Below are 22,591 nucleotides of genomic sequence, written 5' to 3' on the forward strand. Positions count from 1 at the left end.
TCATGTACAAGAACATCTATATATTATCCATTCTATTTTTGAGCCTTTGGGATACTGTTTTAGCGCAGGAAACCGATGATATAGGCACTGAAACAGTTACTGTTGTAAAACCGTATTCCCCTACTGTTTCAGATGCCTTTAAATTAAAATCTACTCCTAACCTTAATGATTCCATCGTCCTTCAAAAAAAGAAAATTAATTATAGCATTTTCTCCGTTCCTGTGGCCTCTACATTTACACCTGCTAAAGGAAAAGCATCAAGAGTAAAGAAAACTCCGCCACCTACTTTGTATAATTCATACGCCTCGGTAGGGCTTGGGAATTTCAACAATGCTCTGGTAGATCTTTATACTAGCCGGGAATTTAATAGGGGAGAAGACCTGTTGGATTTTGGGTTAAGCCATCATTCATCCCGTGGAGCAATAGAAACCACACCACTGGATGCAGATTTTTATAATACAAAATTTGATGTTTCTTATGCTAAAAAAGATAGAGACATGGAATGGGGCGCGGACATTGGGCTCCAACATCAACTATACAATTGGTACGGAATAGAAAATGGTGCTTTTGATGATGCCACTGTTGGCACAATTGATGAAAGACAAAATTATTTTAACGCTGAAGCGAAAGCACATCTGAATTTGGAAGATTCCTTTTTTAAAAAGGGAAATATCTTGTTGAGACGGTTTTGGGATGCTACAGAATCAGGAGAGAACCGGGCAGTTATTAGCCCGAGCATAGAACTGCCTATTACCGAGGAGTTGGTGACGATCAACACAAAATTGGATTATGTAAACGGAAACTTTAAAAATGCATCTTTAAACAATACCGTAAACGATGGTGAAATAAATTATAGCCAATTTCAAGCAGGTGTAAACCCTAGTCTTTTAATACTAAGAGATGATCTTACCCTTAATTTGGGTGCCAATCTTGTGTATGGATTGGATACGGAAAATAGCGACAGCAATTTTTATATTTATCCGGCGGTGACCGCCTCTTATCGGTTGCTGGATGAAACCGTAATCGCATACGGTGGAATAGAAGGGGAACTAAAACAAAACTCTTATTATGATTTTGTACAGGAGAACCCTTATGTATCTCCAACCTTATCCGTATTGCCAACAGATCAACAATACGAGGGATACTTAGGTTTAAAAGGTCAATTGCTATCTAACGTTAGTTATAACATTAAAGGCTCGTACACTGCAGAAAATAGAAAGCCATTGTTCCTTTTAAATCCGCAGAACTTAGTAAGAGATGATGAAAAAGGTTATTTCTATGGGAATTCCTTTCAGGTCTTTTATGATGATGTAAAAACACTTGGAATTTTTGGAGAATTGAACATAGATCTAAACCGAAACTTTACTTTAGGAATCAATGCTGAGTTCTATGATTACGATACAGAAACAGATAACCCAGCGTGGAACTTGCCAAGTATTAAAGGATCTTTGTTCATGGATTACCAAATAGACAAACAATGGTACCTTGGCGCTAGTTTGTTTTATGTTGGAGAACGTGAGGATTTAATATCAACGGCATTGGCAAGTACTCCGCCCAATTTATTTCCTTCTACCATTGTAACGTTGGACAGTTTTTTCGATGCCAATGCTCATGTTGGGTACCGTTTCAATGAGCAACTTTCTGTTTTTGTAAAAGCCTCCAATATTGCCAATAATGACTATCAGCGTTGGTCCAATTTTAGGGTTCAAGGTTTTCAGGCCCTTGCCGGGGTTTCATACAAGTTTGATTTTTAAGTGTCATTGGACTAAAATGACAAGTCAATGAACTTTTAGACCTTATCATTTTCATTGTAAACCCCTAACTTTAATCATTATAGGAAACTTGTGATTAAAGAACACCGACAAATCGAACTTTTTGGAAAAAAAATATTCGAAAAGGCAGTGGTATCACCACCCTTTCGGTTTTTTTATGGAATGCCCAATGAGGCATGTTTTTTTTATTTGGTTCATGGAAATTCTAAATTGATGACGCCCAACAATACAATGCAGATAAATACTCATGAAGGTGTGGTACTGCAGTGCGGAAATTATCTTGCTGATATGGTAAAAGGATCAGGGAGCGAGTATTGTGAGGCGGTGGCGGTACACTTATATCCAGATGTGCTGAAAATGATTTACGACAAGGATTTTCCCAATTTTTTACTGGATTTAGACAAAGTAAGTCAAGCACCAATAGAGAAATATGAAGCTTCCGAACTTCTTGGAAATTATATTGAGAGTCTTCAGTTCTATTTTAAGAATCCCGCGTTGGTGAGTGAGGAGCTAATGCGTTTGAAACTTAAAGAACTTATGTTGTTATTGGCTAGGTCCAATAATGCCGAAGTTTTAAAACAATTGATTTCAAGACTTTTTTCTACAATAGAGTTCGATTTTAAATCTGTGATCGAAACAAACATTTTCAACAACTTGAATATTGACGAACTGGCCAAGTTGACCAGCCTAAGCGTATCTTCTTTTAAAAGGGAGTTTGCCAAACATTATAAGGACTCTCCGGCAAAGTACATTCGAAAACAAAAGCTAAATAAGGCATCAAAACTTTTAAAGGGCACGGATTTAAGGATATCAGATATTGCATATGACTGCGGATTTCTGGACCTGTCCAGTTTTTCTAAATCCTTTGTCAAACAGTTTTCAGTTTCTCCCTCAGTGTTCCGTATGGACCATAAGTCCAATTCTTTGGCCTAAAAGAACAAAGAAAAGACTTCAAAGAACAGCAACTTTACTTCATCAAATATTGTTTCATTCTAAAATCAATTTAAAAATGAAAAGTCCAGTTGTAGTAAGTGCGGTTTTACTTTTAACCGTGGTGTCCACTCAGGTAGTTAGGGCACAAAAAAAAGTGCAAAAATTTACTGAGTCCAAAGTAATTGATCTCCCTGCTGAAAAAGTTTGGGCCATTATAGGTGAAGATTATGGGGCAATAGCCTATTCGCACCCCAAGATTATTTCCTCCAATTACATTAACGGGTCGTTGAAAGCCGGAGAAGGAGCAGAAAGAGTTTGCCACTTTAATGAAAAGGGAACCAAATTCCTGAAAGAAAAAATGGTAGACTATAATCCAGAGAAAATGAGTTTTACCAATACGGTATATCAAGCTGGTCGTTTTCCTGTGGACTCAGAATATACAAAGGCATATTATAGTGTAAAGGCCTTGGCGAATGGGAAAAGTAAAATCACATTTGAAATGCACTTTCGAACTAAACCGGCATTTATGGGGGCTATGGCAAAAGGTAGTTTTAAAAAATTAATTCGAGATTATTTCATTGCTATTGAACATCACGCTAAGACAGGAGAGAAGGTGACGAAGGAAAATTTTAGGAAGGTCAAGAAATTGTATTCCTAAAAACAAGATTCTTGTTGGTGTTAAAAAGGTCCTGAATTTGTCAGGATCTTTTTGTTATGTAGAGAAAAGGTATTTGTTACACATCTTACAATTATTGGTTTTGACTAATGATGATAATAGGAGCGAACCTATCAGACAGTGTCCGTTTGTAAGTAAAAACGCAATAAAACATTAGGAAAATCGTTATATTCTTCAATAATGACCTGCTTAATTAATCAAGGTCGGTTGCTCCAATTTAATTGGAAGTCATGCGATTACGATTTATTCACATATGGCCCCTTTCACTTTTTACCCTGATTTTCTCATCGGCGGTGTCACAAAACCTGGTGCACAATGGCGGTTTTGAAGATTTTGTAGAATGTCCTATTAAGATGAGCAATCTAAACAAGGATGCAGAATACTGGAGTGCTCCAACGCTTGGCACCACAGACTACTTTAACGAATGTAGCAAGACCAAACTAGGAATTCCACTTAATTTTAAAGGAAAACAAGAAGCTTTTGAAGGAAACGGCTATGCCGGTCTGTATTTATTTGCTCCAAAAGACTATAGAGAATATATCCAAGTACAGTTATCCCAAACCTTGAAAAAAGGGCATAGATATAAATTGAGTCTTTCTTTGAGTCTTTCTGAAAAATCCGATGGGGCGGTAATGGATATTGGAGCTGTGTTTTCCGAAAAACCGTTATCCATTCATACCAAGAGGCAGCTTTCCAATGCTACCCTGTCCTCTGTGATTACCAAAACAACTCATGCCAAACAGTTTTCTTCCCATGGATTTTATGACGATAAAAAGAACTGGATGCAAGTTGAATTGGACATGGTCGCAAAAGGATTTGAAAACAACTTGGTTTTAGGAAATTTTAAAAGTAACGGAGGTACGCATTATTTGGATTTTGGAAAGAACACGGTCAATGATGAAGGATATTCATATTACTATTTAGATGATGTAACCCTTATTTATTTGGGCCCCGAATACAAGCCAAATCAGAGCTACGTGCTGAATCATGTAAATTTTGATTTTGATCGCTTTGAGCTTGAGCCTAAAGCAAAAAAAAGTTTGAAGGATGTTTATGAGTATCTAATAAAGAACCCTAACCTAAAAGTATCCATTAGCGGACATACGGATGATTTGGGTTCTGAAGAATACAATGATGTACTGTCCAATGAAAGGGCCAATACCGTTGCACGCCATTTAATTAGATTGGGACTTGAAAAAAAGCGTATTACCTATACCGGTTATGGAAATAAAATCCCTCTGGATAGCACATTCACAGATAAGGCAAGAAGAAAAAATCGCAGAGTTGAATTTGTGATGACCGAATTTGTAGATGAATGATGATCTATCATCAATAAGAAACCTTAAACCGGCAAGAAGAACGATTCAATTAGTTTGATAGACTGAAAACACTTGCCAAAAGATTTTCCGATCTGGGGAACAAAATTGCTTCGTTCCATGAATCCCAATAAAACTTTTGATGTAAGCTAGAACTACCATCTAGGAGTTTCTTTATATCAGCATCATATTCCAAGACAATATTGCCGGCGTTACCACCACTTAAAACAAAGAAAGACTCTGGTTTATACCCTTTGGACTTGATGTTGATTTTCCAATGAAAGTCTTTTTCACTGTTTAGTAAAAAGGAGCCATCATAATCAGTGTAGGTAACAATGTCCGTTCCGTTTATTTCAACAGAAGCACGGTAAACAGGAAATCCAAGCTGGTCAACAACTTTACCGGTTATCTTATTTTGGCCAAGACCAAAATAGGGAACAATACACAATACTAGCATATAGGTCACTAAGCGCATCCTAGTAAGATTTGGACTATACTAACGAATTTTATTGGAAGTTAGTATCATAATAAAGATGAAATTGACAACACCAAAAAAACTGAAGTTAAACAATATGGGTTAAAAAATCACGTTTGTATAGGCGGTACGAGAACCTAAAATCAACATAACTATGTTTTATAAGGTTACTCGTATTTTTTTGTTTACCATCTTTTGTTTTTTGACAGGGGCTTCACTTTTTGGACAGAATTTAATTTTAAACCCAAGCTTTGAAAACTACAAATCTTGCCCGTTGAACATCACCAATTTTGGGACTTTGTTAGAGAATGTTTCTTTGCCAACGTCAAGTTCCGGTGACTATTTTAATGCATGTGGATCAAGTGATTTTGGAATACCATCTAACTTTAAAGGCTCTCAAAAAGCAGCTGAGGGCTCAGGCTATGTAGGGCTTTATTTCTATGCATTAAATGACTACCGTGAGTATGTTCAGTTGAATACAGGTAAAACGCTCAGAGAAAAACATCCTTATAGAATTACATTACAATTAAGTTTAGCCGAAACATCTAGCTTAGCGTTGAAAAATATGTCCATTGTATTGGTCAATAAAAAAGTAAAGTTCCCAAACGGTTCAGCTTTAACCGGTTCACGCATGGATTTACAAGAGGATATAGCGTTTCATAAGGTAAGGCTAAAACCGAACAAATCATTGGCTAGCACCGATGGTTGGGTTACCCTAACAGCTGAATTTGAGGCTAAAGGCTATGAAAACCATATCATTGTGGGTAATTTTAGCAACAATGTAAATACAGAGTTGTTAGATCAAGAGGGGGCTGTATTATCAAGCGATTTCTCCTATTATTATGTTGATAATTTAGCTCTGGAAGAGTTGCCAAGGGTTAATTATGAAAAAGACAAGATATACGTTCTAGAGCGCAACCCATTTGAACCCAAAGGATACGAACTGGATGCGGAGGCGATAGCAAGCGTCAAAAAAATATTCAAGTACCTCAAAGAAAATGCAGAGGTGCAGATGAAGATTACTGGACACTCGGACAATGTTGGGCAGCCTGGATACAACAAATTCATATCATCTTTAAGAGCTAGAGCAGTCGCGCTTTATCTAAAAAACCTTGGCATTGACGACAATCGTATTGTTTGGGAAGGTGTTGGGGATACAAGACCGCTCGGAAATGGGAAAATTAAAGAGAGCCATCTTTCTAATCGCAGAGTAGAATTTGTGATGACCCAATTTGAAGATAAGTAAGGGGATAACAAATACATACGATTACATTTTCTATTTTTGGAGGAAACCTTCAAAAATGAATAAGTTTCTTTTCTATTTTTCAATCACTCTTTTATTTGTCTCTTGTAACCCAAAAGAAGAGATAGATTTAATCGTTTTCAATGCCAATGTGTATACGGTAGATGCCAATTTTTCCAAGGCAACCAGTATTGCCGTAAATAATGGAATAATTGTGGCCGTTTCTAATACAGGCAACATCAATCAAAAATATAAAGCAAAGAAAGAGATAGATGCCAAAGGAAAAACCATTGTTCCTGGATTGATAGATGCACATTGTCACTTTTATGGATTGGGCCTTACCCAGCAGGTTGTTGATTTGGTAGGCACTTCTAGTTTTGATGAGATTATTGACAAAGTTGTGGCTTTTCAAAAAGAACACCCAGCCAATTTTATTCAAGGAAGAGGATGGGACCAAAACGATTGGGACATTAAAGAGTTTCCTACAAAAGAAAAGTTGGATGAACTATTTCCTGATACTCCAATTGCTTTAGAGAGAGTAGATGGGCATGCATATTTGGTGAACCAAAAAGCTTTGGATTTAGCAGGGATTACTGCCAGTACCCAAATTGAAGGAGGAGAAATCGTAAAAAAAGACGGAAAAATAACAGGTGTACTCGTGGACAATCCACAGAGAATGATAGATGCTGTTATTCCGCAGCCTAATAGGGCCACCCAAATACAGGCTTTAAAAGATGCAGAGCGTTTATGTTTGGATTATGGTTTAACCACTGTTAACGATGCAGGCTTGTACAAATCCACAATTGAGCTGATTGATAGTCTTCAAAATGCAGGAGAATTGTCAATAAGAGTCTATGCTATGGTGAGTAATACCAATGATAATCTGGATTATTATTTGGATAAGGGAATTATTAAGACAGATAAGTTAAATGTGCGTTCTGTAAAGGTTTATGGCGATGGTGCTTTGGGTTCCCGAGGTGCGGCATTAAGAGAACCGTATTCAGATAAAGAAGGGCATTTTGGGGCAATGGTTACTCCAGTAGACCAAATTGAAGGTTTGGCAGAACGTATAGCAGCTTCCGAATATCAGATGAATACCCATGCCATTGGAGATTCTGCAAATATTGTTGTTTTAAGAGCTTATAAAAAAGCATTGGAAGGTAAACAAGATAGAAGATGGAAGGTGGAGCATGCACAGGTAATCTCAGAAGCGGATTTTGATTATTTTGAAAATGGAATAATTCCCTCCATACAACCTACACATGCTACCAGTGATATGTACTGGGCGGAAGATCGTTTGGGAGCGGCACGTGTACAAGGTGCCTATGCCTTTAAAACATTGTTGGATAAAGCGGGTACGGTGGCTTTAGGTACCGATTTTCCAGTAGAGCATGTAAGTCCTTTTTTAACATTTTATGCAGCTGTTGCACGTCAAGATTTGGAAAAATACCCTGAAGGAGGTTTTCAAATGAAGGATGCACTCTCGAGAGAAGAAACCTTAAAGGGAATGACCATTTGGGCAGCACATTCAAATTTTGAAGAAAGTGAAAAAGGAAGTATAGAAGTTGGCAAATTTGCTGACTTTGTGATTTTAAGTGATGATATTATGACCATGCCAGTTGATGGTATTCCCAACTTAAAAGCAGAGCAGGTTTTTGTTGGAGGGAATCAAGTAAAATAAAAAAGCGAGCCAAAGGGCTCGCTTTTTCAACATTAAAACTATTTTGATTACAGGCTCATAGCTAAAGAAACACGAGTGGTTCCCCATCCCATGACCATATTGCTTCCAGCTTCATCAAAAGCAATAGAGAATGCTTCCAAAGACTCGCTATCAGTACTGGCCTTTGCAGTTACTCTAGCAACATCTGAAGCACTGTCGTATGAATATGCGCCCCATTGATTCAAATTGCTGTTAAGAATAACGGTCCACTCATCTTCTCCAGGAATTGTAAACAATGCATACGTTCCAGCTTTTACAGCTTTTCCACCAACAGTGGCATCCTTGTAAAAGGTGATTTCCGCCGCTTCGTTAGCTCCAGTTCTCCAAACTTTACCAGCAGGGGCAAGTTCTGAAAGACTTCGACCTTTTAATTGAGGGCGACTATAAATTACACGAACGGCCTTATCCGAAACTCTATAACTGGAAGGATAAGCGGCAATGTCCGCAGGACTTTTATCTAAACCACCAAACTTTTGGGCTGTGGCTTCTGTAGAAAAAACCATTGCTAGGGTTAAGAAAGTAAGTAAGAATACATTTTTCATGATTAAAATTTTAGTTGTCCCCAAAACTAGCGCGTAATTAAATGAGGTTTTTATAAAGAGACGTTAAAATTTGCCAACCTTTCAAAATGTTCAATATTTATGTGAAATAACTTTATATAGTGTTGATTCTCTTCTAATATCAAATATTTGATATCAAATTATAACTAAATAATGGCTTAATGTTTTATTAATGAAACCATGGGGCCATATTTGTATTAAAATTGTTATTAAATAAAAGTTATGTGCGGAATAGTATGTGCGTTTGATGTTAAGGAAAGTACAGAAGCGTTAAGACCCCAACTATTGGAAATGTCCAAAAAAGTTAGGCATAGAGGTCCAGATTGGAGTGGAATATATTCAGATGATAAAGCGATACTGGCTCATGAGAGATTGGCCATTGTAGATCCGGCATCTGGAAAGCAACCTCTTTTCAGCGCTGATGGAAAATTAATTTTGGCGGCTAACGGAGAAATTTATAATCATAGAGAGCTTAGACAGCAGTTTGAAGGAAACTATGAGTTTAGAACCAAATCTGATTGTGAGGTAATCTTGGCACTGTACCAAGAAAAGGGCGTTGATTTTGTTGATGAGCTAAACGGAATCTTTGGTTTTGCCATATATGATAGTGAAAAAGACGAGTATTTCATCGCAAGAGACCATATGGGAATCATTCCGCTCTACATTGGATGGGATAAAAATGGAACCTTTTATGTGGCTTCAGAACTTAAAGCTTTAGAGGGAATATGTTCAAAAATTGAATTGTTTCCTCCCGGTCATTATTTACATAGTAAAGACGGTAAGTTTAAAAGGTGGTATAGGAGGGATTGGATGGATTATGAAGCTGTAAAAGAAAATGAAACCGGTATTATGGAGATTAGAGATGCTTTGGAAGCTGCGGTTCATCGTCAACTAATGTCAGATGTACCTTATGGAGTGTTGTTATCTGGTGGATTGGATTCTTCTGTAACCTCTGCAATCGCAAAAAAATATTCCCAAATGAGGATTGAATCAGGTGATACAAAAGAAGCTTGGTGGCCTCAGTTGCATTCTTTTTCAGTAGGGTTGGAAGGTTCGCCAGATTTAGCGGCCGCCCAAAAAGTTGCGGAGCACATTGGAACTATTCACCATGAGATAAAGTTTACCATACAAGAAGGTTTAGATGCGATTAAGGATGTAATCTTTAACCTAGAAACCTATGATATTACTACCATTAGGGCTTCCACTCCTATGTATTTAATGGCCAGGGTAATAAAATCTATGGGTATAAAAATGGTTTTATCAGGAGAAGGTGCAGATGAACTATTCGGAGGATATCTATACTTTCACAAAGCCCCAAGCCCTAAAGATTTTCATGAAGAAACAGTAAGAAAACTAGATAAGCTGCACATGTATGATTGTCTTAGAGCAAATAAGTCACTTGCAGCATGGGGAATAGAAGGGCGTGTTCCTTTCTTGGATAAGGAGTTTATGGACATTGCCATGCGTATCAACCCAAAAGACAAAATGATCAATGGTGAGCGTATGGAAAAATGGGTTGTTCGTAAAGCATTTGAATCCTATTTGCCACACAGTGTGGCTTGGAGGCAAAAAGAGCAGTTTTCTGATGGTGTAGGGTACAGTTGGATAGATACATTAAAAGAGCTGGTAGAGCAGGAGGTGAGTGATGAACAATTGGCTAACGCACATTTTAAATTTCCAATACAGACCCCTACTAGCAAAGAAGAATATTATTACCGCTCCATTTTTGAAGGGCATTTCCCTTCAGATGCCGCTGCACTGAGCGTTCCACAAGAACCTTCTGTGGCTTGTAGCACCAAAATAGCTTTGGAATGGGATGAAGCCTTTAAAAATATGAATGACCCTTCAGGAAGGGCTGTAGCCAATGTCCATGAAGACGCCTATGCAAAATAACTAACCAACCAAAGAGATATGTAGTAGGAAGATGTCGTTTTGTTTCATTTTCAATTAGTCAGAAAAGCCCCTTTTTAAGGGGCTTTTTGATGCATTTTATGGTCAGTTCTGAGCCAAAAAACCAAACCTTTTTTTCCACATTCACTTGTTGATAACTTGAGAGGTGCAAAAGGCTTCAAGCACCTAATTTCACTGGGTATTGCTTATATTTGTAAGATTTGAAAATTTCAAGGCTAATACAGAAATTATATGAGCGAAGAAGCTAAAAAAAACCAATATTCAGCGGATAGTATCCAAGCCCTGGAAGGGATGGAACACGTACGTATGCGACCTTCCATGTATATTGGAGATGTCGGTTCCAGAGGATTGCATCATTTGGTATATGAAGTAGTGGATAATTCCATTGATGAGGCCATGGGTGGTCATTGTGATACTATTAATGTTACTATCAATGAGGATAATTCCATAACAACCAAAGATAATGGTAGAGGAATTCCAGTAGGATTGCACAAAAAAGAAGGAGTTTCAGCTTTGGAAGTTGTAATGACAAAGATTGGTGCTGGTGGTAAGTTTGATAAAGACTCCTATAAAGTTTCTGGAGGTCTTCATGGTGTGGGTGTTTCCGTGGTCAACGCTTTATCTGTTCATTTAAAAGCTACGGTATTTAGAGAAGGAAAAGTATGGGAGCAAGAATATGAAAGAGGTAAAACCTCATACCCTGTTAAAAGTATAGGTGAGAGTAAAGAAACGGGCACGGAGGTAACCTTTATGCCAGATAACACTATTTTCTCTCAAACCACAGAATATAATTATGACACTTTGGCAAATAGAATGCGTGAGCTTTCTTATTTGAACAAAGGGGTTACGATTACCCTTACGGATAAGCGAAATAAAGATGATAAAGGAGAATTTATCTCGGAAACTTTTCATTCTGATGAAGGATTAAAAGAATTTATCAAGTTTTTAGATAGTAATCGTGAGCCACTTATCCAAAGTGTAATCTCAATGGAGGGCGAAAAAAATGGAATTCCTGTAGAAGTGGCCATGGTCTACAATACAGGGTTTACAGAAAATCTTCACTCTTACGTGAACAATATCAACACTCACGAAGGGGGGACTCATTTGTCAGGTTTTAGAAGAGGGTTGACTTCTACTTTAAAAAAGTATGCAGATAGTTCTGGAATGCTTGATAAACTAAAATTTGAGGTTGCCGGTGATGATTTTAGGGAAGGATTAACAGCCATTGTTTCGGTTAAGGTTGCAGAACCTCAGTTTGAGGGTCAGACCAAAACTAAACTAGGTAATAGAGAGGTGACTAGTGCGGTAAGTCAGGCAGTTTCAGAAATGCTGACTAATTATCTGGAAGAACATCCAGACGATGCAAAAGTAATAGTCCAAAAAGTGGTTTTGGCGGCTACAGCGAGACATGCAGCTGCGAAAGCTAGAGAAATGGTCCAACGTAAAACGGTAATGAGTATTGGAGGTCTTCCAGGAAAATTATCAGACTGTTCAGATCAGGACCCGGCCAATTGTGAAGTGTTCTTGGTAGAGGGTGACTCCGCAGGAGGAACAGCCAAACAAGGAAGAGATAGAAAATTTCAGGCAATATTACCACTACGTGGTAAAATCTTGAACGTTGAGAAAGCCATGCAGCACAAGGTTTTTGAAAACGAGGAGATTAAAAATATCTACACCGCACTTGGTGTCACGATTGGAACCGAAGAGGATAGTAAAGCATTAAATCTTGAAAAATTACGCTACCACAAAGTAGTGATCATGTGCGATGCGGATGTGGATGGTAGCCACATTGAGACTTTGATTCTTACGTTCTTTTTCAGATATATGCGTGAATTGATAGAAGGAGGACATGTTTACATTGCAACCCCACCATTATATCTGGTTAAGAAAGGTACTAAAAGAAGATATGCCTGGACCGATGAGGAACGTGATGAGATTGTAGAGTCCATGAATGGTGGAGCCGGTATTCAGCGGTATAAGGGTCTTGGTGAAATGAATGCAGAGCAATTGTGGGATACTACAATGAATCCCGATTTTAGAACTTTACGACAAGTTACCATAGATAATGCGACAGAAACTGATCGTATTTTCTCCATGTTAATGGGTGATGAGGTACCTCCAAGACGTGAATTTATAGAGAAAAATGCTGTCTATGCGAACATAGATGTATAGATAATAGCATTTCACAACAAAAACTCGCTCCTACAAAGCGAGTTTTTTAGTTTTAGGAAAAATTTTACAAGATGAAAAGAATTGTTCTTTTACTCGCATTGTGTAGTTTTTCCTTAGGAATGGCGCAATCTAACTTAAATGATCTTTTAGCTGCAGGTTTAAATGATGCCGAGCGTTTTACAACGGCTTGGCTCGCGCCAGTTACGGAAGCAGGGGTTTATAGCATCTCCAATGGATGGTATAACTCAGCCGATGCAAAACCACTGGGCGGTTTTGAAATTTCGATCATTGGTAATATTACTGGATTTAAAAATAAAGGTGATAAAAAGGCCTTCACATTGAATACGGCAGATTATGAAAACCTTACGTTTACCGATGGCAGTACTTCCAAAGAGGTTGCAACTGCATTAGGTGACATTGAAGGGGTGGATGTTGCGGTCAACGCAACCATTGAAGGCCAGCAAGTTAGCACAGTCTTTGAACTGCCTTCTGGTCTTTCATCCGAAGATTTGAACTTTGTTCCTTCAGGATACATTCAAGCTAGTGTAGGTCTTATTAAAGGAACAGAGGTAAAAGCACGCTTCTTACCTAAAATAAAGACAGATGATGTCTCTATTGGGCTAATTGGCTTTGGGGTTCAGCATGATTTCACAAAACACCTTCCAGCAGATAAATTGTTGCCTGTTGCAATTTCTGCAGTAATTGGATACACCAAATTAAGTGGCGAGTATGATTTTACAAGTACAGATGTCATAAATGGAGAAAACCAACGTATTGACGCCCAATTTAGTTCTTGGAACTTTAGTGCCGTAGTTTCTACTCGTTTGCCGGTCATCAATTTTTATGGAGGACTAAATTATATCACAGGAAAAGCCGATACCGATATTTTAGGTAGGTATGAAATTGAAACAACCGTTGGTGCCCCAATCGTTTATAACGACCCATTTGCAATTGGTAATAATATTAGTGGAGTCTCCGGTAATATTGGAACAAAATTGAAGTTAGGTTTCTTTAGATTAAACGCAGACTATAATATTGCTGAGTTTAGCACCTTTACATTTGGAGTGAACTTTGGATTTAGATAGTCCATAGATTTATCATATAAAATATAAAAGGCCCCAACGAAAGTCGGGGCCTTTATAATTTTCATATTGCGCGTCTTCTTGATTACTCTCTGGTGGCGAAGACAGTACCATTATCCAGAGCTAATATTTCTGGGTCATTGGTCTGTTCTAAACTTACACTAACATCGGTTATTTCAGTATCAGAATAAATAATGGTATAAACGCCATTTTCTTCAGACCATTTAAAATCGGTATAATACAATAGGTTAGAGTCAGAATAACTTTGATATCTACCTAAGTATACGTCGTTGAAAATCCACTCCTCTCGAGTAGTATTTTCATTTTTGTTGTCAGAAGCGGAGTTCGCACGTGCCCAGATACCCAAAATAGGGTCATTGTTTTCTGGAATACTTGTACAGTTACTAATTGCAATTATGCATACAATTGACAACAATGAAAAGAATTTTTTCATAGGTTAAGTAGGTTAAACATAATTTGGGATTATTAGAACGCTGATTTATGAAGAACTATTGTTACAAATTCGATGTATGGTAGATCTAGTTTATATTTCTTCGTTGAACTGCATATTTCGTTAACATTAAGGATAATTTACCTACAAAGCCATAGGAAAATAGATATTACCTAAAATGCCAAAAATCAGTTTTTTTCTTACCTAAATGCCTTATTTTTGAACCATTAAAATTTAAACCTATAAAGATGAAAATTACCGTAGTTGGAGCAGGCGCCGTTGGTGCAAGTTGTGCCGAATATATTGCAATGAAAAATTTTGCATCAGAAGTTGTTTTATTGGACATAAAAGAAGGATATGCTGAAGGCAAGGCAATGGATTTGATGCAGACGGCTTCACTAAATGGTTTTGACACCAAAATTACTGGAAGTACAAGTGATTATTCTAAGACGGCTGGTAGTGATATTGCTGTAATCACTTCAGGTATTCCTCGTAAGCCAGGAATGACACGAGAAGAACTTATAGGGATTAACGCTGGGATCGTAAAGACGGTATCTTCTAGTCTTTTGGAACATTCTCCCAATGTTATTTTGATAGTGGTAAGCAATCCAATGGATACAATGACCTATTTGGTTCATAAAACCACAGATTTACCAAGACATAGAATCATAGGAATGGGAGGCGCTTTAGATAGCGCTCGTTTCAAATATAGATTGGCAGAAGCCTTAGAAGCTCCAATCTCTGATATAGACGGTATGGTCATTGGAGGTCATAGTGATAAAGGTATGGTGCCACTAATTGGACATGCGGCAAGGAATAGTGTTAAGGTTTCTGAGTTTTTGTCCAAAGACCGTATGCAACAGGTAGTTGAAGACACCAAAGTAGGAGGTGCTACACTCACAAAGCTTTTAGGAACTAGTGCCTGGTACGCTCCCGGAGCAGCTGTCTCTGGATTGGTGCAGGCAATTGCTTGCGACCAGAAAAAAATGTTTCCGTGCTCCACATTGTTGGAAGGAGAGTTCGGTCTTAACGATATTTGTATAGGGGTGCCGGTACTGTTGGGTAGAAATGGTATTGAGAAGATTGTTGAAATCGAATTAAGCGATGCGGAAAAAGCCAAAATGCAAGAAAGTGCCGAAGGAGTTAAAAAAACCAATGGCCTACTTCAATTGTAAACTTTGATGCATTTTAAGATTTAAAACAAATGGGCGGGAAACCGCCCATTTGTAATTCCCATAAATTCTATTGGCAAATCTTGTGGGAAATGATATATTTGCACGCTGTTTAAGAAAACTTCTAAAAATTTAATAATCAATGCAAAATAAAGGACTTATAAAGCTTTTTGCGCTCCTTTTTGGTTTGGTAAGTATTTATCAGCTTTCCTATACTTTCATCGCAAGTAAGTTGGAAAAGGATGCTGAAACATTCGCCGTTAACCAAATTTCGGAAGCTGAAGAAGACTATGTAGCAAAGCGTGAGGCTTTAGAAGCATCATATTTAGACTCTATTGGGAGCAATCCGGTTTTGGGTTACACTAGTTATGACGATGCTAAGAAAAAAGAGTTAAACAAAGGGTTGGACCTTAAAGGTGGTATCAACGTAACGCTACAGATTTCGGTAAAAGATATATTGAAAGGTCTAGCGAACAATACCAAAAACCCAATTTTCAATAAAGCTTTGGCAGATGCGGACAGTGCCTCTAAGAATAGTGATAATACCTATTTGGAATTGTTTTTTGAAGCTTTTGACAATATTAAAGGGGATGCTAAACTAGCTTCTCCCGATATTTTCGCAAACAAGGGATTGAGTGATGTCATCAATTTTCAGATGACCGATGATCAGGTTAAACCTATCATTAGGACCAAAATTGATGAATCTATCGTTTCCGCTTTTGAAGTGCTTCGTGAGCGTATTGATGGTTTTGGAGTAACACAACCTAATATTCAGAGAGAAGGAAATTCTGGGCGTATTTTGGTCGAGTTACCTGGAGCAAGAGATATTGCCAGAGCACAGGAATTGTTGTCAAGCACAGCCCAATTGGAGTTTTGGGAGACTTATTCGCAGAGCAATCAGAGCCTGGGAAGCTTTTTTGTAAGCGCTAATGAAAAGCTTAAGGAGATTTTGGAACCTGTTGAGTCAGAAGACGAAATTTCCAAGCCTGAATCTGAGATTGATTCTTTGTTATCAGATGTTGCTCAAGATTCATTGGACCTAACAGCTCAAGTGAATCCCTTATTAGGTAAATTAATTCCTGCTAGCCCGGGAAGCCATGCAATTGCCAGGGTATTGGTTACAGATACTGCGGAAATAGGCGGATACCTTAGAATGCGAGAAATAAAAAGACTTTTACCAAACGATGTTCAGTTTACGAAGTTTCTATGGGAAAGATCCGCTAAAGATTCTGAGTTAGCTGAATTGTATGCCTTAAAGTCCAACAGAGACAATACCCCTAGAATAAGCGGAGATGTGGTTTCTGATGCCCAAGATACTTTTGACCAGTACAATAAGCCCGCGGTGAGCATGACCATGAACACAAAAGGAGCAAAGGAATGGGAGAAGTTGACCGGCGATGCATTTAACAACCAGACCGGTATTGCCATAGTCTTGGATAACAAAGTGTATACAGCTCCTGGGGTTTCAACAGGACCAATATCTGGTGGTCGTTCAGAGATTACTGGAACTTTCACCGTGAATGAAACTAAAGATATTGCTAACGTATTACGTGCGGGTAAATTACCTGCTTCAGCAGAGATCATACAATCAGAAGTTGTTGGTCCATCTTTAGGTCAAGAAGCAATTGACAGTGGTTTTATGTCTTTCTTGATCGCAATGGCCTTTGTACTTGTATGGATGGTTTTCTATTATGGTAAAGCTGGAATCTTTGCAGACATTGCCCTAATATTGAACATTCTCTTGATTTTTGGAGTTTTGACAAGCCTTGGTGCTGTATTGACCTTACCTGGTATTGCCGGTATTGTCTTGACCATTGGTATGTCTGTTGATGCCAACGTTTTGATATTTGAACGTATCAAGGAAGAATTGGCACGAGGTAAAGGAAAAGCGCAGGCCGTTGCTGATGGTTTTAGTAATGCACTGTCCTCTATTCTAGATGCGAACATTACAACAGGACTAACCGCAATCATATTGTTCATTTTCGGTTCGGGTCCAATTAAAGGTTTTGCAACTACCTTATTAATAGGTATTGTTACCTCTTTGTTCACTGCAATTTTTATAACACGATTGTTGGTGGATTGGTATGTTTCCAAAAAAGGAAGAAGCTTGGATTTCTCTACAGCTATGACCAAGAACCTTTTCAAGAACATGAGCATCGACTTCTTGGGCAAACGAAAAATAGCATATGTTGTTTCCTTTATTTTAGTAGGTGTTGGAGTATTTTCATTATTTACAACAGGGTTGCAGCAAGGGGTTGATTTTGTTGGAGGACGTTCCTATCAAATTCGTTTTGAAAAAGCGGTTAATCCATCAGAGATAGCTTCCGAGCTAAATGCCGTTTTTGGTAGCGGAACAAATGTGAAAACTTTTGGAGAGGCCAATCAAATAAAAGTAACTACACCGTACAAAGTTGAAGTTGAAGGTATTGAAGTAGATAACGAAATTCAAAATAAACTGTACACCTCACTACAAAAATATTTACCGGATGGCACTTCTTTTGAAAACTTTACAGTAGGTGCATCGGAACAGTCTATAGGTATATTACAATCTGTTAAAGTTGGTCCAACGATCGCGGATGATATTAAGAACAACGCTTTCTTAGCCATTATAGGTTCTTTGGCTGTTGTGTTCCTTTATATTTTATTACGATTTAGAAAATGGCAATTCTCTTTAGGAGCTGTTATGGCGGTATTCCATGATGTAATGATTGTATTGGGAATCTTCTCTTTAACTGGTAGTATCATGCCGTTTAACATGGAAATTGACCAAGCCTTTATTGCGGCAATTCTTACTGTGATTGGTTATTCCTTAAATGATACCGTGGTTGTTTTCGATAGGATTAGGGAAATTGTCGGATTAAAAGGTTGGAACAATGGTAAAAATATTAATCAAGCATTGAATAGTACGTTGAGCCGAACATTGAATACCTCATTAACTACATTGATAGTATTGTTGGCTATATTCGTCTTTGGTGGGGAAAGCTTGCGAGGATTTATGTTCGCGATGATTGTTGGTGTAATTGTGGGTACATATTCATCCGTATTTATTGCAACGCCTATTATGTTTGACGCATTAAAAAAGAAAATAGCAGGAGCTGACGAATAGACTTCTTTAAGATATTTAAATGTAAAAAACCACCTTTAAGGTGGTTTTTTTTATATCCCTAAAATCTATTTACTTTTTTGGCCATAATTTTCATCAATATAGTCTATGGCTTGTTTTTGAGTAAGCACAGCAAAGTTTTTATACCGATGGTGTACGTCTACAATCTCATCCAAGGCTTTTTCGACCAGTTCTTTGTTTTTCCAAGTATTCAAAGCATTAACTACCGTTTCCAAGCACCCTTTTTTATAAGCAATTTGCCCCAAGACATGAATCAACGTGTTTTTTACGCGAGCTGTTGGGTCATGCTGAAGCTGTTTTAACAATGGAAGGATATCTTGAGGGTGTTTTCGTCCTCGAAGTTCTATACCATGACAAATTTCGCGTCTAACTTCTTTGTCGGGATGATGGAGGTATTTCTTTGCCCAGTTTAGAACGGGGACTGGATTTTTCTCCCCCATTTTTTTTATAGAACCTATTACGGCATTTCTAACGGAGTGATGCTCATCAAACAAACCCTTGTCAAAAAAGTGTTCTACATTTTCAAAATTGGTTTTTCCTAATTCTCCCGCAGCGTTGATAGTTGTCTGTCTTACCTTTTCAAGTTCAGACTCTAGAAGTTTATCAAGAACAGAAATAATCTCCGTAGCTGCAATTCCGTTGTCTTTGTAGATCTTTCCAACGGCTAAATATGCGGCTTTTCTGATATAGGTGTCTTGATTTGAAAAAAAGCTATGGATATGTTCTGTTAGTCCGTTTTGAAAATCGTCCAGTATGTTAGATTCAATTGTGCTTACCAATTCCTCTCGCTCACCTTTGGATAAATCGTAGAACCCCATAGTTAAGAATGTTATTTTGGAGGTAGGGACATTACATATTCATGTCCTTTTTGAAGGTACTTTCCTAGTGTTTCCTCATCTGTTAAAAGCGACTTTGGAATCAGGACATATTCTCGCATTATAGCTCCGTGAGATTTAAGGGGTTTGGCACCATAAGCATTATCAAATTCAAGGGTATCTTCTTTAGAAAGTCTAATCCCAAACTCCCCGTCTTTGTTTAATAAGGAAAACATGTATCCGTTTGCAGAAGTATAAGGCATGGTTTTTCCTTTCCTTATGAAGTTGGGATTTGCTTCTACTACCTTATCATATATTTTGAGTACGTCTTCTCGCATAAGGATTTCGGTTTAAGTTAAGTTTTTAGCCATTGCCTGAAACTCAAAATGCTCCTTCCCAATTTGAAAATCATGGTCGCCAATAGTTTCAAAACCATTTTTTTCATAGAACTTGATTGCCCTGACATTACTTTTTAGCACGGATAACCAAACTCTTTCTGAGTTACTTTCGGCTGCTCTTTTTAAAAGCTCATTTTGCAGCGAATGACCAACTTTCTTGGACAGAAAATCTTTTAAGACATATATTTTCTGAAGTTGACACAGATTTTCCGCTGTAATAAATTGTGATGGAGAATTTAGTTTCAATTTAGCATACCCAACCGGAAGCTCTTCAATAAAGGCAAGCCAAAAGATGTTATTTGGTTTTTCAATGCTATTGCGAATTTTTTTAACCCCAAAAGTTTGATTTAAATATTGATGCAAATCTGTTTTATCCGTAAAGAAATGGCCAAAGGTTTCTGTAAAAGTAATTCTGGCTAAAAGGGCAATATGAGCTGCATCTGATGCGTTTGCTTCAACTATTCGCATGGTTTGTTGCTTTTCCGGTGGAACCATTTTTATTCATAGTTAAAATGTAATGAAATTGTGGTTCTAATCCAACCTCGGTTCTGTGGGAGACAAAAATGATTGCCGTTTCGCTTTCTTGAGAAATTTTGTTGACCAAAGCAATGAACAATGCTGCACTGGTATCATCTAACCCAGCGGTAGGTTCATCCAAGATTAATAAGGGAGGGTGCTTTACCATGGCCCTTGCCACCATAACCAATCTTTTCTCACCAGTGGTCAGTTCCAAAAACTGAGTGGTTGTTTTCTCATAAAGATGTAAAAGTTTTAACCATTGAGCTGCTGTACGCTTCTCCTGATCAGACGGATTGGTATAAAGACCTACAGAATCATAAAACCCTGAGATGACCATGTTTTCTGTGGTATGGTAGCCTCTAAATTTGTCTGTCATTGCCGGGGTAAAATATCCAATGTTCTTTTTTAAATCCCATACACTTTCACCGCTCCCCTTTTTTTGGCCAAACAAAGTAAGGTCTTGCCCATAACCTTTGTGGCTATCGCCTGTAATCATAGAGAGCAGGGTAGTTTTTCCACTTCCATTTGGACCAATGAGCTGCCAGAATTCTCCTTTATTAATAGTCCAATTAATGTTGTCTAAAACTTGGCGACCATCAAAGCTAACGAATATGTTTTTGAAATTGATAAGCCGTATGTCCTCAACTTCTGGTGGCTTAATTGGTGGCGGAATTGTTTCAATAAATTTAGTGGAAGCTTGTTTGTGCTTTTTCCAGAATGTTTCTGGCGAAGCGTAAGAAAACAATTTGTTTCCATCTAATTTGAAGAAATCCGTAGTTATTGGTAAAACGTCGTTTGAACGACTTACTAGCAGTACTAAACTGGTAGTTTTGCAAATAGATAATAATTGTTCTTTTAAATTGCTCTGGGTGGCAACGTCCAAATTGTCAAAGGGATTGACCAATACCAAAAAATGGGGCTTTTGCTCCAGTAAATAACGAAGAAGAACTTTTTTCTGTTCCCCACTGCTCATGGATTTTAGAGATTGAGAAATTCCGCTTGTTAGAATTTTAGCGTCGTGCCGTTCCTCTTCATCCATGAAACGTTCAATCTCGGATCTTGAAAATAGTAATCCTTTTTTGTTATGGAACTCTTTAAACTCTTCAACAACCGAGTTGTTTAATAAACTGTTTACCAAACTTTTGGTTTGGGATGTATTATTGATGAGTATAGCGTAGTTTTTAGGCTGATTCATTCAACTGTCAATATCCAGAATTGGATTAAATGAATTTGAAAATAAAGATTATACTTGGTTTACCCTAAAAATATGAACAGGATTGTCCTTGTAAGATGTGGTTTTGTCCAAGTACATGCCATTTTTAAGCGCAACTTTTCTTGAAGGCATGTTATCAACATGAATTATTGATATCAAGGAGTTGGCAAAGTTATTTTTAAAGGCGAAATCCTTACATTTTTGGGCAGCCTCAAAAGCAAAGCCTTTCAACCAAAATTCTGGTAAAATAGAATACCCAATTTCTAGTTCTTCAAGTCCATCAACAATTTGAACCAAAAGGCCGCACATGCCAACTAGCTCGTTGGTTTCTTTTAGGACAAGGGCATTCATGCCGCCCGATCCCTCTTCATATCGCTCAAAAACTCGTGCAAATTGCTCTTTACATGCTACAACGGGGTCCAGGGGCAATCCATCCCAATATTTGGTGGACAATGGGTTGTGATAGAATGGTATCCAATCGTCAAAATCAGAGGGAAGAAATTTTCTAAACTGCAGTCGTTCTGAGGTTTGGTTTTCTAATAGGTAACGTGACATCTATTCTTTGGTAAAAGATATGTTATCGCCAATAGTTAAACCCAATCTTTCTGAAAGGCCTGCATTAATTTCCAAAACATATTTTACGGGAACTTTGGATGTAAGCCCATTTTCATTAAAAGGTTGGGCATTTTTTTGGAAGCTGGCAATTTTTAGGTTTTCATCAATGTAAATAATATCTAAGGGAATCTGTGTGTTCTTCATGTAAAAGGAATGCATGGCCACATCAGGAAAAATGAACAACATTCCTTGATGTTCTTCCATGGATTCTCGATACATTAATCCGGTTTGAGTTTCATACTCAGATTCAGCAAACTCAATATCCAATCTGGTTATTATTGAGTCGGTTTCTGATTTTAAAATGGCAAGACTTCCTTCCTTAGTGAAGCTGATAACATCTGTTTTTATCTCCTTTTTTGTATCTGTTTTACAAGAATTCAATAAAAGAACCAAAACAAACAGAGTGGTGAAAAACGCTTTCATT

General features: G+C 37.7%; 20 protein-coding genes. 11 read left to right on the forward strand and 9 right to left on the reverse strand.

From position 1 onward, the window contains the following. The first annotated feature begins 2 nt into the window (after positions 1 to 2). The 4 genes from DKG77_RS07540 to DKG77_RS07555 all read left to right on the forward strand — a co-directional run bounded on the left by DKG77_RS07540 (position 3) and on the right by DKG77_RS07555 (position 4,700). Positions 3 to 1,754, forward strand: a complete 1,752-nt coding sequence (locus tag DKG77_RS07540; RefSeq protein WP_109663658.1) for a porin family protein — start codon at positions 3 to 5, stop codon at positions 1,752 to 1,754. 180 nt (positions 1,755 to 1,934) lie between these two features. Next, positions 1,935 to 2,705, forward strand: a complete 771-nt coding sequence (locus tag DKG77_RS07545) for a helix-turn-helix domain-containing protein (RefSeq protein ID WP_417935476.1) — start codon at positions 1,935 to 1,937, stop codon at positions 2,703 to 2,705. A gap of 76 nt (positions 2,706 to 2,781) precedes the next feature. Further along, positions 2,782 to 3,363 (forward strand): SRPBCC family protein, encoded by a 582-nt coding sequence (locus tag DKG77_RS07550; protein ID WP_165819363.1) that lies wholly within the window; start codon positions 2,782 to 2,784, stop codon positions 3,361 to 3,363. Positions 3,364 to 3,611: 248 nt separating this feature from the next. Beyond that, on the forward strand, positions 3,612 to 4,700 hold the full coding sequence (locus DKG77_RS07555) for an OmpA family protein (RefSeq protein WP_109661832.1): 1,089 nt from the start codon (positions 3,612 to 3,614) through the stop codon (positions 4,698 to 4,700). A gap of 49 nt (positions 4,701 to 4,749) precedes the next feature. Here the strand turns inward: DKG77_RS07555 and DKG77_RS07560 are convergent, their stop codons facing one another. After that, positions 4,750 to 5,172, reverse strand: a complete 423-nt coding sequence (locus DKG77_RS07560) for a carboxypeptidase-like regulatory domain-containing protein (protein WP_109661834.1) — start codon at positions 5,170 to 5,172, stop codon at positions 4,750 to 4,752. Positions 5,173 to 5,326: 154 nt separating this feature from the next. Between DKG77_RS07560 and DKG77_RS07565 the strand changes: the two genes are divergently transcribed. Together DKG77_RS07565 and DKG77_RS07570 are read left to right on the forward strand one after the other, a co-directional pair. After that, a complete protein-coding gene (locus DKG77_RS07565) occupies positions 5,327 to 6,418 on the forward strand; it encodes an OmpA family protein (RefSeq protein WP_109661836.1) in 1,092 nt (363 codons plus the stop codon). 55 nt (positions 6,419 to 6,473) lie between these two features. Then, the gene (locus DKG77_RS07570) at positions 6,474 to 8,096 is read left to right on the forward strand and encodes an amidohydrolase (RefSeq protein WP_109661838.1); all 1,623 of its coding nucleotides are present in this window, start codon (positions 6,474 to 6,476) and stop codon (positions 8,094 to 8,096) included. A 47-nt stretch (positions 8,097 to 8,143) separates the two neighbouring features. Here DKG77_RS07570 and DKG77_RS07575 read toward each other — a convergent pair whose 3' ends face one another. Next, on the reverse strand, positions 8,144 to 8,677 hold the full coding sequence (locus DKG77_RS07575; protein WP_109661840.1) for a DUF2911 domain-containing protein: 534 nt from the start codon (positions 8,675 to 8,677) through the stop codon (positions 8,144 to 8,146). Between the two features lie 240 nt (positions 8,678 to 8,917). Here DKG77_RS07575 and asnB point away from each other — a divergent pair, with 240 nt between their 5' ends. From asnB to DKG77_RS07590, 3 genes are all read left to right on the forward strand, one after another. After that, on the forward strand, positions 8,918 to 10,588 hold the full coding sequence (gene asnB / locus DKG77_RS07580; RefSeq protein ID WP_109661842.1) for an asparagine synthase B: 1,671 nt from the start codon (positions 8,918 to 8,920) through the stop codon (positions 10,586 to 10,588). A gap of 249 nt (positions 10,589 to 10,837) precedes the next feature. After that, a complete protein-coding gene (gyrB, locus tag DKG77_RS07585) occupies positions 10,838 to 12,778 on the forward strand; it encodes a DNA topoisomerase (ATP-hydrolyzing) subunit B (protein WP_109661844.1) in 1,941 nt (646 codons plus the stop codon). Positions 12,779 to 12,849: 71 nt separating this feature from the next. Further along, positions 12,850 to 13,863, forward strand: coding sequence for a DUF6588 family protein (locus DKG77_RS07590; protein WP_109661845.1), 1,014 nt, complete (start codon positions 12,850 to 12,852; stop codon positions 13,861 to 13,863). A gap of 82 nt (positions 13,864 to 13,945) precedes the next feature. Here the strand turns inward: DKG77_RS07590 and DKG77_RS07595 are convergent, their stop codons facing one another. After that, positions 13,946 to 14,314 (reverse strand): hypothetical protein, encoded by a 369-nt coding sequence (locus tag DKG77_RS07595; RefSeq protein ID WP_243414887.1) that lies wholly within the window; start codon positions 14,312 to 14,314, stop codon positions 13,946 to 13,948. 245 nt (positions 14,315 to 14,559) lie between these two features. On the opposite strand from DKG77_RS07595, the gene DKG77_RS07600 reads away from it, so the two are divergent. Beyond that, positions 14,560 to 15,486, forward strand: a complete 927-nt coding sequence (locus tag DKG77_RS07600) for a malate dehydrogenase (protein WP_109661847.1) — start codon at positions 14,560 to 14,562, stop codon at positions 15,484 to 15,486. Positions 15,487 to 15,625: 139 nt separating this feature from the next. Next, a complete protein-coding gene (gene secDF, locus DKG77_RS07605; RefSeq protein WP_109661849.1) occupies positions 15,626 to 18,589 on the forward strand; it encodes a protein translocase subunit SecDF in 2,964 nt (987 codons plus the stop codon). Between the two features lie 65 nt (positions 18,590 to 18,654). Here secDF and DKG77_RS07610 read toward each other — a convergent pair whose 3' ends face one another. From DKG77_RS07610 to DKG77_RS07635, 6 genes are read right to left on the reverse strand one after another with little or no spacing between them, the layout of a single operon-like run. After that, positions 18,655 to 19,425, reverse strand: coding sequence for a HEAT repeat domain-containing protein (locus tag DKG77_RS07610; RefSeq protein WP_109661850.1), 771 nt, complete (start codon positions 19,423 to 19,425; stop codon positions 18,655 to 18,657). A gap of 11 nt (positions 19,426 to 19,436) precedes the next feature. After that, positions 19,437 to 19,760: a hypothetical protein gene (locus DKG77_RS07615; RefSeq protein ID WP_109661852.1), complete on the reverse strand. Its 324-nt coding sequence runs from the start codon at positions 19,758 to 19,760 to the stop codon at positions 19,437 to 19,439. A 12-nt stretch (positions 19,761 to 19,772) separates the two neighbouring features. Next, the gene (locus tag DKG77_RS07620; RefSeq protein WP_165819364.1) at positions 19,773 to 20,288 is read right to left on the reverse strand and encodes a GNAT family N-acetyltransferase; all 516 of its coding nucleotides are present in this window, start codon (positions 20,286 to 20,288) and stop codon (positions 19,773 to 19,775) included. Further along, positions 20,275 to 21,534 (reverse strand): ATP-binding cassette domain-containing protein, encoded by a 1,260-nt coding sequence (locus DKG77_RS07625; protein ID WP_109661855.1) that lies wholly within the window; start codon positions 21,532 to 21,534, stop codon positions 20,275 to 20,277. Before DKG77_RS07625 ends, DKG77_RS07620 begins: the two co-directional genes overlap by 14 nt. Before the next feature lie 48 nt (positions 21,535 to 21,582). Continuing rightward, on the reverse strand, positions 21,583 to 22,107 hold the full coding sequence (locus DKG77_RS07630) for a GNAT family N-acetyltransferase (protein WP_109661857.1): 525 nt from the start codon (positions 22,105 to 22,107) through the stop codon (positions 21,583 to 21,585). Beyond that, positions 22,108 to 22,590, reverse strand: a complete 483-nt coding sequence (locus DKG77_RS07635) for a DUF192 domain-containing protein (protein WP_109661859.1) — start codon at positions 22,588 to 22,590, stop codon at positions 22,108 to 22,110. Position 22,591 lies beyond the last annotated feature (1 nt).

It is taken from the genome of Flagellimonas aquimarina, from assembly GCF_003149745.1.
GTDB lineage: Bacteria > Bacteroidota > Bacteroidia > Flavobacteriales > Flavobacteriaceae > Flagellimonas > Flagellimonas aquimarina.